Origin of the sequence: uncultured Psychroserpens sp., from assembly GCF_947494225.1 — a bacterium.
GTDB lineage: Bacteria > Bacteroidota > Bacteroidia > Flavobacteriales > Flavobacteriaceae > Psychroserpens.
Map to the genome: position 1 here is coordinate 261262 of NZ_CANLUG010000004.1, position 13639 is coordinate 274900.

Annotated in this window: 15 protein-coding genes; 13 read left to right on the plus strand and 2 right to left on the minus strand. The window is 35.5% G+C overall.

All coding sequences use genetic code 11. The features are described 5' to 3' along the window. The first annotated feature begins 41 nt into the window (after positions 1–41). Positions 42–1622: a T9SS type A sorting domain-containing protein gene (locus Q0893_RS11580; protein ID WP_299275715.1), complete on the plus strand. Its 1581-nt coding sequence runs from the start codon at positions 42–44 to the stop codon at positions 1620–1622. On the opposite strand, the gene Q0893_RS11585 is transcribed toward Q0893_RS11580, so the two are convergent. Next, positions 1619–2413, minus strand: a complete 795-nt coding sequence (locus Q0893_RS11585; protein WP_298902358.1) for a class I SAM-dependent methyltransferase — start codon at positions 2411–2413, stop codon at positions 1619–1621. The two genes, Q0893_RS11580 and Q0893_RS11585, sit on opposite strands and share 4 nt — an antisense overlap. 75 nt (positions 2414–2488) lie before the next feature. Between Q0893_RS11585 and Q0893_RS11590 the strand changes: the two genes are divergently transcribed. Continuing rightward, on the plus strand, positions 2489–3178 hold the full coding sequence (locus Q0893_RS11590) for a hypothetical protein (protein ID WP_299275719.1): 690 nt from the start codon (positions 2489–2491) through the stop codon (positions 3176–3178). 155 nt (positions 3179–3333) lie between these two features. Here Q0893_RS11590 and Q0893_RS11595 read toward each other — a convergent pair whose 3' ends face one another. After that, a complete protein-coding gene (locus Q0893_RS11595; RefSeq protein ID WP_298902356.1) occupies positions 3334–3753 on the minus strand; it encodes a (4Fe-4S)-binding protein in 420 nt (139 codons plus the stop codon). A gap of 126 nt (positions 3754–3879) precedes the next feature. On the opposite strand from Q0893_RS11595, the gene kynU reads away from it, so the two are divergent. The 11 genes from kynU (at position 3880) to Q0893_RS11650 (ending at position 13638) form a co-directional block, all read left to right on the plus strand. Then, positions 3880–5148, plus strand: coding sequence for a kynureninase (kynU, locus tag Q0893_RS11600; RefSeq protein WP_299275723.1), 1269 nt, complete (start codon positions 3880–3882; stop codon positions 5146–5148). 1 nt (position 5149) lies between these two features. Continuing rightward, complete coding sequence (locus tag Q0893_RS11605) at positions 5150–6544, plus strand: NAD(P)/FAD-dependent oxidoreductase (protein WP_299275726.1); 1395 nt, start codon at positions 5150–5152, stop codon at positions 6542–6544. A gap of 4 nt (positions 6545–6548) precedes the next feature. Next, on the plus strand, positions 6549–6953 hold the full coding sequence (locus Q0893_RS11610; RefSeq protein WP_299275729.1) for a RidA family protein: 405 nt from the start codon (positions 6549–6551) through the stop codon (positions 6951–6953). An 8-nt stretch (positions 6954–6961) separates the two neighbouring features. After that, positions 6962–7594: a hypothetical protein gene (locus tag Q0893_RS11615; protein ID WP_299275732.1), complete on the plus strand. Its 633-nt coding sequence runs from the start codon at positions 6962–6964 to the stop codon at positions 7592–7594. Between the two features lie 228 nt (positions 7595–7822). Then, positions 7823–9262, plus strand: coding sequence for an aldehyde dehydrogenase (locus Q0893_RS11620; RefSeq protein WP_299275735.1), 1440 nt, complete (start codon positions 7823–7825; stop codon positions 9260–9262). A 33-nt stretch (positions 9263–9295) separates the two neighbouring features. Continuing rightward, entirely contained in the window at positions 9296–10132 is an 837-nt protein-coding gene (locus tag Q0893_RS11625) for a hypothetical protein (RefSeq protein WP_298902346.1), read from the plus strand. Between the two features lie 51 nt (positions 10133–10183). After that, entirely contained in the window at positions 10184–10681 is a 498-nt protein-coding gene (locus tag Q0893_RS11630; RefSeq protein WP_298902343.1) for a hypothetical protein, read from the plus strand. Then, positions 10682–11464: an SDR family oxidoreductase gene (locus Q0893_RS11635; protein WP_298902340.1), complete on the plus strand. Its 783-nt coding sequence runs from the start codon at positions 10682–10684 to the stop codon at positions 11462–11464. Between the two features lie 140 nt (positions 11465–11604). After that, the gene (locus tag Q0893_RS11640; RefSeq protein ID WP_298902339.1) at positions 11605–12141 is read left to right on the plus strand and encodes a 3-hydroxyanthranilate 3,4-dioxygenase; all 537 of its coding nucleotides are present in this window, start codon (positions 11605–11607) and stop codon (positions 12139–12141) included. Positions 12142–12186: 45 nt separating this feature from the next. Beyond that, positions 12187–12552: a PaaI family thioesterase gene (locus Q0893_RS11645; RefSeq protein ID WP_298902338.1), complete on the plus strand. Its 366-nt coding sequence runs from the start codon at positions 12187–12189 to the stop codon at positions 12550–12552. Next, a complete protein-coding gene (locus Q0893_RS11650; RefSeq protein WP_298902337.1) occupies positions 12553–13638 on the plus strand; it encodes an amidohydrolase family protein in 1086 nt (361 codons plus the stop codon). The last annotated feature ends 1 nt before the right edge of the window (position 13639 follow it).

Genomic DNA, 13639 nt, shown 5'->3' on the forward strand with positions numbered 1-13639 from the left:
TTCAGTAATTAAAGATTGCCCAAATCTAAAATACACTTATGATGAAAAAAATTACGTACCTACTCTGTTTTGCTATGCTTACTAGTGTAGCTTATGCACAAACTCCAGGAGTACCTATGTACTCTAATCCAAATCAATACATAGAATATATTCCTGGAAATTTACCTATCATTATATCTGCACCTCATGGTGGTGTTCTTCAATCTGGACAAACTATTGGTGGTGTATTTTATCCCGATAATGACCCAAATTTACCAGATAGAACTTGTGGAACAAATGAAAGAGATGACAATACCGATGTACTAATTCGTCGTATTCAAGATGAGATTTATGCCCAAACTGGAGGTTATGCTCATATTATCATCAATAACTTGCATAGATCTAAAATGGACCCAAATCGTATGCCTAGTGAAGCGTCGTGTGGAAATAGTCATGCCGCATCTTATTGGAGTGACTTTCAATACTTTATTAATGATGCCAGTGCTAGTGTAGAAGCGAATTGGGGAAAAGGTCTATACATTGATTTACATGGTCAAAGTCATACAGTTCCGAGAATAGAAATTGGATACAACATTACGGCAACAGAACTCAATTCGAGTGACCTCAATGATGTATCGATCATTGACAAATCAACAATTAAAAACCTTGTTACGTCTAATTTAAATAGTCTATCACACAATGACTTGGTTAGAGGAGAACATAGTCTTGGACAATTATTTCAAGAAGCTCCAGGTACTTTTTATAACTCTATAGATCCATCAGGATCAGCAACAAGTTACCCTGGCTGTGGAGTATCTTCTGGCTATAGAGCTGTACCAAGTAACTCAGATTACGGAAATACAAGTTGTGACGACACAATGCCTCATAGCAACTCCTATTTCGACGGAAATTTTTATAATAACCGAAGACATGGCTCTGGTGATGGAACAGGAGGTCCAGTTAGTACAGGTGGTGGTGGTAGCATAGATGGCATTATGACTGAAGTCAACAGACGTGTAAGAGATTTAGGAGCTCCTTATGACTCTAGACCTAATACATTAGAACCATTTGCCATAGACTATGCCAACGTAGTTTTAGAATATCTGAGCATTCATTACGATAATTTTTCTGAGTTCAACTATGATGCTATAACTTATGACGTTACCGATTCTGATCCCACACCAGCATTAACAAATGGTGTTGCAGGAGGAATTTACATTAGTACTCCAGCAGGATTAGTTATTGATCAAGATACTGGTATCATTGATGTATCGGCTTCAACGGTTGGAAATTACACGGTAACGTATTCGGTTGGACCAACATCTGCAATGAGTTCACCAAATAGATTTTATAGTACATCTAGAAGTATTGAAATAACAGATGACGCCTTAAGTGTTTCTGATGAAAACTTAATAACTGTAAAGTTATACCCTAATCCAACAAAAGGATTATTAAATTTCGAATCTAATATTCAAATTACAGAAATTAAAGTATATAGTATTCTTGGTCAACGTGTTAAAACAATAGAAATCAATAATGACCAATCATCCATAGATATTTCTAATTTAAGAACAGGATCTTACCTAGCAACGTTTTACACCAACGAACTATCTTTAGGATCAAAGCTTATTGTTAAAAATTAAAGCTTTGTTGCCTTTATTTCAAATATAAGAGGGTATAGTTTATCCTTGGTTTCATAATTGCCAGATTTAGTTTTTACTAGGTCTGGCAATACATTATAAGGGCTTTCGTCATGTTCATTTAAATAGTCAATTTTTAAACCACCTTCTATAAGCGCATTTACAATTTCACTAAACCCATGATTCCAACCATATTCTTTGCTTATCATTTTTGAGTTTTGGTCGGCATAAGTACCTTCATATTCTTCATAAATAGCTTCGTCTTGCATATAACCATAGCGCATTACCGATTTACCATCTAAATAATCAAACATCCAAACAATAGGATGAAACTCTACCATGTAGAATGTTCCTCCTTTTTTTAGTCGTTCTCCAATCATTTTTCCCCAAGGTTTTAAGTCTGGTAACCAACCTATAACGCCATAAGAGGTATACACAATATCAAAAGTATCTTCGATATGCTTTGAAGTATCCAAAACATTACAACATTCAAATTGCGCATCTAATCCAAGCTCTTTATTTAAAGACTTAGCCAAGGTAATGCCTTCATCACTCAAATCTACACCAACACACTTAGCCCCAAGTCTGCTCCAACTTAAAGTATCTTGACCAAAGTGACATTGCAAATGCAATAATGATTGTCCGCTAACATCTCCTAAAGCATTTAATTCATAAGACATTAATGAGGATTTTCCTTTTTTAAAAGCATCTAGATCATACATCTCACTTTTAGAATGTATTTTTACCTTTTCGTTCCAAGTTGCCTTATTTACTTCAAAATGATCTTCGCTCATAATTTTTAAAATTTGTGGCTCTAAAGTAATAAAACTTCTGAAATATAAAGATTCCATACCTTTACAAAAAAACAAATGAAGCAACTCCTTACCTTATTGTGTCTTTGTTCAATTTTAGCATCTTGCAAAACTGAAACTAAAGAACAAAGCAATCAAACCGAGACTATTTCCGAAGTAAAACAAGAATTAACAATAGCCGAAAAAATAGCTAAAGCTCATGGCTATGACCATTGGAACGCTATTGGACGTATCGATTTCACTTTCAATGTGGACAGAGGCGAGAATCATTTTGAAAGAAAATGGATCTGGGAACCTAAAAAAAATCAAGTCGCTTTTTCAACAGGCGGCGATTCTATTGTAGTTTTTAATCGAAATAAGATAGATTCTACAACTATTGAACTAGACCAAAAATTCATTAACGACAAATATTGGTTATTAGTCCCTTTTCAATTAATTTGGGATAAAGGCACAACCATTTCAAATCCTGTTAAGGGCCTTGCTCCTATATCAAAAAAAGAGTTACATAAAATTGTACTTACTTATGGAAATGAAGGTGGTTATACGCCTGGTGATGCTTATGATATTTTTTATGATGATGATTTTATAATTAGAGAATGGGTGTTTAGAGAGGGAAATCGCAAAGAACCATCAATGGCAACTACTTTTGAAAACTACCAAGATTTTAATGGTCTCAAAATTGCGAAAGATCATAAAATGACAGATGGAAATTTCAACCTTTACTTTTCAAACGTAAAGGTGCAATAACATAGCAAATCTTAAAAAAATATTAAAGTTTGAAAAATCTTGTAAAGAAGACATCTAACTTACGACTTAAGGACGTATATAAAGTATAATATTCCGCGTTAGCGTCCATATATATTCAAAGCGCTTCATCTAAGTTTAGACGAAGCGCTTTTTACTTATCCTTTAAAACCATCTTTTACATGCGCTCCGTCGCAATATGGTTTGTTGTTTGAGGCTCCACATCTGCAAAAAGCAGTAGTTCTATTTTTCGTTTCTTGGCTTCCATCTTTACGAGTTACCTTTAAGGTACCATAAACTAAAAGAGGCCCATCTTCCAGCACCTCTACCTTGGTTTCTAAAGTTTCTGCTTCTTCGTTCTCCTCATCGTTCATGTAATACCCCAAGGCACCTGATGGACAAGCCTTAACCTGTTTAATCAACGCTTCTGTAGATGCTGCATCCATTTTTATCCAAGGACGTTCTTTAGGTTTAAAGACCTCACCTAACCCCTTTACACATATGGCCGAATGGATACAAGCCTCTGGTTTCCATACTATCGTAACCTCTTCATTACTATACTCTTTTGTCTTTCCCATATCATTATACTTTCTTTAAAGATACTAAAAAAAGTATTTCTTTTCCATACAGAAAATGCCGCTTTCATCGCTTTATTTCTTGATATATAATCCTTATTTTTGTTAGACAACATAAAACTAAACATCTTGTCTAATTATCAATTAGGTCTTGAATTTGCTAAACAACAAGACCAGAATGACCAACTATCATCATTTAGAAATAAGTTCCACCTACCAAAAGATCATAACGGAAATGAACTTGTTTATATGACCGGAAATTCTTTGGGATTACAACCTAAAATCACAAAAGACTATATCAATCAAGAATTAGAAGACTGGGCAAATCTTGGCGTAGAAGGACATACAGAAGGCAAGAACCCTTGGTTACACTACCACGAATTCTTAACCAAAACCATGGCAAACATAGTTGGTGCAAAACCTTTAGAAGTTGTGGTAATGAATTCCTTAACGGCTAATCTTCATTTTATGATGGTAAGTTTTTATAAACCTACCTCTAAACGTTACAAGATATTAATTGAAGCAGATGCTTTTCCAAGTGACAAATATGCAGTAGAATCGCAATTGCGTCACCATGGTTATGACCATGAAGAGGGTCTCATTCTATGGAAAGCTCGTGAAGGCGAAGAACTAGCCAATTATGAAGACTTAGAAACTATCTTAAAAAATCAAGGTGACAACATCGCACTTATTATGATTGGAGGTGTGAACTACTATACAGGTCAGTTTTTTGACCTTAAACGTATTACAGATCTCGGTCACTCTTATGGTTGTATAGTAGGTTTTGATTGTGCACATGGTGCAGGAAATGTTAAACTCAATCTTCATGATTCTGGTGCTGATTTTGCCGTGTGGTGTAGCTATAAGTATTTAAACTCTGGTCCTGGAAGTTTATCTGGTGCTTTTGTTCATGAACGTCATGCTTATAGAAAAGATCTAAATCGATTTACAGGTTGGTGGTCGCACAACAAGCAAACGCGTTTTAGAATGCGCGATGAGTTTGATCAATTACCAGGCGCAGAAGGCTGGCAACTTAGCAACCCTCCTATACTTTCTATGGCAGCTATTAGAGCTTCATTAGATGTTTTTGCCGAAGCCAACTTTGACAAGCTTTGTGAAAAATCAAAACAATTAACTGGTTATTTCGAGTTTTTATTGCTTGAACTTAATAATTCAGATATAAAAATCATAACGCCAAGCCATCCAAATGAACGTGGTTGCCAACTATCAATACAGGTTTTAAATGCTGATAAAAGTTTACATAATAAACTCACTGAAGCTGGTATTATCACAGATTGGAGAGAACCAGATGTGATTAGATGTGCTCCTGTACCACTATATAATTCGTTCATGGATATTTATGAGTTTGTAGAACGTTTGAAAACTATTTTGAATTAAAATGAAACAACAAAATATACTTATTATAGGCGCAGGACTTTGTGGAAGTCTTCTCGCTTTAAGACTTGCTCAACGTGGATATAATGTCACTGTATATGAAAGTAGACCAGATTTGCGTACTACAGACATATCAGCTGGACGATCAATTAACCTGGCACTTTCAGACAGAGGCTTTAAGGCCTTGAGATTAGCTGGCGTGGAAGACAAGGCCAGAGACATATGTATTCCGATGATAGGCAGACTAATGCACGATAAAGAGGGGAACACCTTTCCTTCAAATTATTCGGGTCGAAAAGGAGAACATATTAATTCTATTTCTCGTGGTGACTTAAATGGTCTATTATTGACTGAAGCCGATGCTTATGACAACCTAACAATTCACTTTAACATGGAATGTACAAGGGTTGATTTAGATACGAATACCGCGTTTTTTATAAATCATGTCACCAAAAAAGGATTCAATGTTGAAGCCGATGTTATTTTTGGAACTGATGGCGCAGGCTCTGAATTACGAAAAAGTTATTATTTAGAACGAAAATTTCTATTTAGTTATTCCCAACAGTTTCTTACCCACGGATATAAAGAACTAGAAATCCCGGCCTCAAAAGACGGGAAACATCAAATTAGCAAAGATTATTTACATATTTGGCCTCGTGGAGATTACATGTTAATCGCCTTGGCTAATTTAGACGGTAGCTTCACCGTAACGCTCTTTTTAAGTCATGAAGAAGGTGAACATAATTTTAAAGATTTATCTTCAGATGAAAAAATTAACGATTTCTTCTTACAGCAATTCCCTGATGCCTTGCGTTTAATTCCAAATATCGCTGAAGAATTTGCTAATAATCCTACTGGAGCTCTCGGTACTGTGAAATGCTCGCCTTGGTATTATAAGGGAAAAACGCTCTTAATGGGTGATGCGGCACATGCTGTAGTTCCTTTTTACGGACAAGGAATGAACGCATCCTTCGAGGATGTTACGGTTTTAGATGGTTTTATAGAAACCTACGAAAATGACTGGGAAACCATATTTAAATCGTATCAAAAAGCACGAAAGGCCGATGCCGATGCCATTGGCGAATTAGCCGAAGAGAATTATTATGAAATGCGCGACCATGTTGCTAACCCATTATTTAAAGAAAAACGAAAAATAGAAATGACTTTGGAACAACAGTTTCCAAACGATTATTTTTCTAAATATTCTTTGGTGACATTTAACGAAAATATTGGCTATCATGAAGCTATGACTAGAGGCCGAGCCCAAGATAAGGCCATTTTGAATATGTTAGATGATGGTACCATTTCTCCAAATGACAGCCCAAAAGATCTACTAGAAAAAGTAAAAAAAGAAACCCTAGCGATTTTACAAGACGACAAAGTCGCTGGATTACATTAGAATTATGAGTAAAAATATAGTAACCCCAAGAGGCGCTTATCCACATGTAAAACAAGTTGGTGATTTTATTTTCGTGTCAGGAACGAGTTCTCGAAGACCAGACAACTCTATTGCAGGTGTTGATATTATTGATGAGATGGGAACCAAACGTCTCAATATTGAAACCCAAACGCGCGAGGTATTAAAAAATATTGAGGGTAATTTAGCAAAGGTTGGAGCTTCTCTTAAGGACGTTGTAGATGTCACGTCTTTTCTAGTTAATATGAATGATTTTGCAGGTTACAATAAAGCCTATGCAGAGTTTTTTGATAAAGCTACAGGTCCTACACGTACTACAGTGGCAGTGCATCAATTACCACACCCCGACTTGGTGGTTGAAATTAAAGTTATGGCTTATAAAAAACAATAGACCTTTCTTTGAGTAAAACTTACACATATAGTATAATACTATTACTACTTTATTCATGTAATAATACACATCGAGATCAGTTAGATTTTGACGAATACAGAAAACCCATTGTCTCAAATAATTTTAAACTAGATTTCTTAAAAGTAATCTTAGAAGATACGTCGCAAGTAAAACCAAAATGGTATAAAGACCCATATATTTTTATATCAAATATTGAAAAAAAAGATGATCCAACAAAAATAGATACGACGTTGAAATTTTTAAATGAAGTCGAATATCTATCCTTTCATTTAAGAACAGAAGACACGTCATTTATTAAACATCAATTAAATAATAAAATAGTTACAGAAGACCTTATAGATTATGGCTTTAAAACTGTGAATTGGACCAACCTAGTAGACTACCATTTTGAAAACACCGATTTAGACACAGAGTATTTTGTTTCAAAAGATTCTATTGAAACAATTGAAAATTTATTGAAAGAAAATGGTATTCTGTATTTGAGCTCACCCGTATTCAACAACAAATTAAATCTTGCTTATATAGAAACTAGCCACGGGATTACAGGAGAGCATATTCTTTTTGAGAAGAAGAATGACAAATGGATAACGAAACTTGTAATTAGTCAATGGATTAAATAAATCATCCTATAGTTCAGAACGATTAGCTTATTCATAAAAATCTGGCAGAATTTATCGCAACGATAAAATAACACATACTGTTTACGAATCACTTAATCAAATGGTTTACAAAATCTAAAGAGGCCTTCACAAAATTAACCTCAGGCCTAAAAGAAGACGTTCAAAATTAATTTTTCATCAAAATTTTAACGATATTGAACACATAATTTTTTGAAGAGAAAATAAAAAATGGACATTCAAAACTACATCAACGGAAAATTTATGGCACCTGTTGCCAATGAATGGATTGACAACTATAATCCATCAAATGGAGAAATTTATGGGCAAATCCCAAATTCATCAAAAGACGATGTAGAGAACGCATATATTGCCGCAAAATCTGCTTTTCCTAATTGGTCGCAAACCACTTTAGAGGAGCGCAGCCGAATTCTTATTAAAATTTCAGAGTTGCTAGAACTCAATTTAGATCGTTTTGCTCAAGCCGAAAGTAAAGACAATGGAAAACCTATTTCTTTGGCCAAAGCTGTTGACATACCAAGAGCAGCTAGCAATTTTAGATTCTTCGGAAATGCTATAACACAATTTGCTAGTGAAAGCCATGAAAGTGTTGGGCAACAAGCTATCAATTATACGCTTCGCCAGCCTATTGGTGTTGTAGGTTGTATTTCACCTTGGAATCTCCCACTATACCTATTTACTTGGAAGATTGCACCTGCATTAGCTACTGGAAATTGCGTTGTAGCCAAACCTAGTGAAGTGACACCTATGACAGCTTATCTTCTTGGTGAAATATGTAACGAAGCTGGTTTACCTAAGGGTGTGCTAAATATTGTTCATGGTCTTGGAGGCTCTACTGGTCAGGCGATTATAGAACACCTAGATATTAAGGCCATTTCATTTACTGGAGGAACTGCTACAGGAGCGCACATTGCTAAAGTGGCCGCACCAATGTTTAAAAAATTATCGCTCGAACTTGGAGGTAAAAACCCAAATATCATCTTTGCAGATTGTGATTATGAAGATATGATTAACACAACTGTTCGTTCTTCATTCGCCAATCAAGGTCAAATTTGTCTCTGCGGAAGTAGAATTTTTGTAGAAGCATCGATTTATGATCAATTCAAAAGTGATTTCGTTTCTAAAGTAAAACAGCTTAAAGTAGGACATCCATCGCATGCCAATACAAATATTGGTGCTTTAGTATCCAAACCACATTTAGAAAAAGTGAAAGATTACATCCAAATTGCTCAGGATGAAAATGGCATTGTACTATGTGGTGGAAATGAAGTTCATGTTGAAGGCTCTGATAATGGATACTATTTAGAACCTACTGTTATTGAGGTGCCAAACGATGAATGCAGAGTAAATCAAGAAGAAATATTTGGTCCTGTGGTTACTATTATGCCGTTTCAAACTGAAGATGAAGTTTTACAAATGGCCAACAAAGTGAAATATGGTTTATCTGCAACACTTTGGACTAACGATTTAAAACGTACCATGCGAATGAGCAACCAATTGCAAGCAGGTATTGTCTGGGTTAATACTTGGATGATGCGTGATTTACGTACGCCTTTTGGTGGTGTAAAAGCATCTGGCGTAGGGCGTGAAGGAGGTTTTGAAGCACTTCGTTTCTTTACCGAAGCTAAAAATGTTTGTATAAAGTATTAGTTTCTTTACTAATACAAATTCTGTAAATGTACCGTGAAACAGGAAGTTTCAGTTGATAAGGCTATAAAAAGAGGACATTTAATGATTAATGTCCCTGTAATGATTTGCTTGATTGGCAGCCCTGCCGCTGGTATCTATTTATCTGCTCACGATTATATTCCCAACTGGGGACTAGCCATTGCCATAGTGTTAGGTATAGGTTTAGGATGGCTCTTTTGGAGTATTATGATTACCAAATGGCGCATTTGGGCCTTTGAACATGTGAGAAATGTGCATGAACTCAAAGAAAGAGCTATACATGAAAAACTAATTTGGGGTGACGGACATATATTTGAACGGACAGAAATTAGATCCAAAAAAGAGCAGCGAAAATTAGACGAGCTCAATTTAAAATTTAGGGCAGATGATCTTTTTGAAGAGGACCCCTCTATTTCCTCAGTTACAGAAATCTATTTCTCTAAAGGGCATGGTTTATTTTTACTGATTTTTGGAATCGTAACACTAATAGTTAGTATTACTCTTCTTTTAAACGAAAGCCTCAGAAGTTATATACTCGGAAGCATTTTATTAGCAGGTGGTGGATATTTTGTGTTTTCTGCTATTAAAAAATTAGTTAATAATGCCGTTCAAATTACTATAGACAATAATGGTATAAAACTAGGATCTGAACCTAAAAGGAGTTGGTTCGAAATTTTTGAAGAGACCGTTACTTACGAGGGAATTGGAAAATCATCAACAGCTCATCTTACTTTTTATGATGCCGATGATAGGTTTTATAAAATTCTCCTTGAAGATTTAAGAATAAAACCTGCCCAACTAGAAATCATATTAAGAACCTATAGAATTCGCCACGCAAAAAATAACACCTAAGAACATATATCATTGAATAATTTATGTACTTTGACTAAAAATACACAAGAGATGAAAAAACTAACTTTACTTATCTTCCTATTATCAATTAATGTTACGTTTTGTCAAGAAAAATGGACGAACTTCGAAAATGCGACTTATGCTATTGAGTATCCAGAAAGTTGGACATTTGATGATTCTGGTCAAATGCAGACCACATTCTTTATCAATTCCCCTCTTACCGAAGACGATACTTTTAAAGAGAATATTAATCTCATTATTCAGAACTTGAAAGGACAAAACATCAACATGAAAGATTATGTTGAATTAACACAAAAACAAACAAAAGGAATGTTAGATGACGGTAAGATCCTCGAAAGTAATGGTGATGATAAACAGCATGTTATGGTATTAACAGGAAAGGTTTCAGGTAATGCATTGAAATTCAAACAGGTTCTTATTTTTCATCAGGAAGTGATGTATATTCTAACCTTTTCTGCACTCGAAAAATCCTATGACGACTATATCAAAACAGGAAATACAATTTTAAATAGTTTTAAACTAAAATAAATGAACTTAGAATTAAACAATAAATACGCATTAGTTTGTGGAAGCACTGCTGGAATAGGTAAAGCAACAGCATTTGCATTAGCCGAAGAAGGCGTTCAAATTACTTTAATTGCAAGAAACGAAGACAAGTTACAAGCTACCCTCTCACAATTACCTCAGCATAGAGACCATGATTATATTGTTGCCGATTTTTCAAATCCGAAAGCATTAAAGGAAAAGGTTGAAACTTACATTAACAACAATCATGGCTTTCATGTATTGGTCAATAATACGGGTGGTCCCAAAGGAGGCCCAGTATTTTTGGCAGAAGTAGATGAATTTGAAAATGCATTCACACAACATTTAAAGTGCAATCATGTTTTAGCTCAAGCTGTGGTTCCTTTTATGAAAAGTGAAAACTATGGTCGTATTATCAATGTGATTTCAACCTCTGTAAAACAGCCTTTAGATGGATTGGGTGTGAGTAACACCATTCGTGGTGCCGTTGCTAATTGGAGTAAGACCTTGGCTAATGAACTTGGTCAATTTGGCATTACTGTAAACAATGTACTTCCTGGAGCAACTGGAACAGAACGACTAACAGAGATCATAAAAAACAAATCGGCTAAAACTGGAAACACAGAGCAAGAAGCTGCAAATGCCATGAAAAATGCAGTTCCTGCAAAACGCTTTGCAAAACCAGAGGAATTGGCAGATGCTATTACATTTTTAGCAAGCGAACGCGCTGCCTACATTAATGGAATTAACCTTCCTGTTGATGGAGGACGAACAAAGTCGTTATAAGGGCATAATTTCGTTTTTTATTATTAATTTTATTGAATTGATGAATTTGCGTTAAGGATTGAAAGGTTTGTTTGAGCTCATCTCTGATAGCGAGCCTTGAAAGCCTGACCTCATAAGGGAACGCCAAAAAAATATATACCATGAGTACATTAGTTTCGCCTATAAACTTTAAAGAATGGATTGAAGAAAATCGTCATTTATTAAAACCGCCAGTAGGCAACAAAGTGGTTTGGAAAAATGGAGATTTTATTGTTATGGTTGTTGGTGGACCAAACAGCAGGAAAGATTATCATTATAACGAAACGCCAGAATTTTTCTATCAGGTTGAAGGTGATATTACACTTAAAGTCATAGATAAGGGTACACCTAAAGATATTCATATTAAAGAGGGCGAAATGTTTTTATTGCCTCCTAAAGTGCCTCACTCACCTCAACGTGGCGCTAATACAGTTGGATTAGTCATTGAATATCCAAGAGACGAAGGTGTTCAAGATGCGCTGTTATGGTTTTGTGAAAATTGCACAACCAAATTATATGAAGAAGATTTTACATTGGATAATATTGAAACTGATATGCCAAAAATTTTCGATAAATATTATGGAGACAAAGACAAGCGTTCATGCCCCAATTGTGGTGAAGTGATGCAACCTCCAAAAAAAGTACAACTTGACGGCTAGTATATGATAGAAGTCGCAAAACAAAGCTTTTACAAACAAGGGTTTATGAAAACCCTTGGAGCTCAGCTGATTTCTATTACAAAGGGCGAAGTTGTTATTTCATGTACTTTAAATGACACACTCACGCAACAACATGGTTACTTCCATGCTGGAGTAATAACTAGTATTGCAGATGTGGCCTGCGGATATGCCGCATTAAGTACCATGCCTGATGGATCTGATGTGCTGACTGTAGAATTTAAAACAAATTTTATTAGAGCAGCAGAAACCGATACCATCGTGGCAAAAGGGTCTGTTATAAAATCTGGTAGGACGCTCACCTTTTGCGAAGGTGTTGTGACCAACAAAGCAGAAGATGTGATCTATGCAACAATGCAAGCCACAATGATATGTTTAAAACCTAAATTATAAATGAAAAGAAAACTTCGAATAAACGGCCATTCTCACCTACTTCCTTATCCTGAGGAAATTCCTCAGTTTATGAAAGACAAAGGTATTTTTTGGGTTGACAAAGACCGAAAATTCATGCTACAAAAAGATTGGAATCGCCCTATTACGGATTCTAGTTTCTTTTTAAATGAAAAACTAGCATGGATGGAACGCTTCAATATTGATCATGCAGTTGTTCTAAACTTATCACAACTCTACGGAAATGGTTTACGTGTGGAAGAAATGAAGCAGGCCTTGCGTTTTCAGAACGATTTTAATGCAAAGATTCAGCATGAAAACCCAAGTAAGTTTACTTGTGGATTTGTAGTACATCCCGGATTTGTAAGAGGCGCTTGTTGGGAAATTGAACGTTGCGTTGAAGAGTTAGGCATGCAACTTCTTTGCTTACCTACGCACTATATGGACACTATTGGAACATGGCGTTGTATTTTTGATGAAGAGAACGAGCCTATTTTTGAACTGGCCAACAAATACAATTTGGCTGTTGAAATTCATCCTTATGACGGAGAAAAATTTATTAAGCTAGAAAACACGTCTTGGCGTTTTCATCTTATTTGGATGTTAGCGCAATGTGCCGATGCCTATCATTTTTTAACCTTAAATGGTTATCAGGATAAATATCCAAATATGCGAACTTGCTTTGCGCATGGTGGTCAATTAGCTCAAATAAATTTAGGTCGTCGTATTCAAGGCTTTGATGGTCGTCCTGATTTGTTTGAAGGGAAAAGCCACCCAAGAAAAGCCGTAGGCCATCCAAATATCTTTTTTGACACCTTGGTGCATGATACTGGCGGCTTACAACTATTAATTAAAAATCAAACTTCGAAACAAGTACTAATGGGACTTGATGATCCTTATCCGCTTGGTGAAATGGAAAGTGAAAAGCAGTCTTCTTATCCAGGAAAAATTTTAGACCTTGCTATAGAACGTGATATTATTACTGAAACAGAACGTGATGCCATCTGGGAGGACAACGTGATTCAATGGTTATGTGGTGACGACCTAAACGCCAAAGAGAAACTGGTAAATAGAATTTTAGGCAACTAAC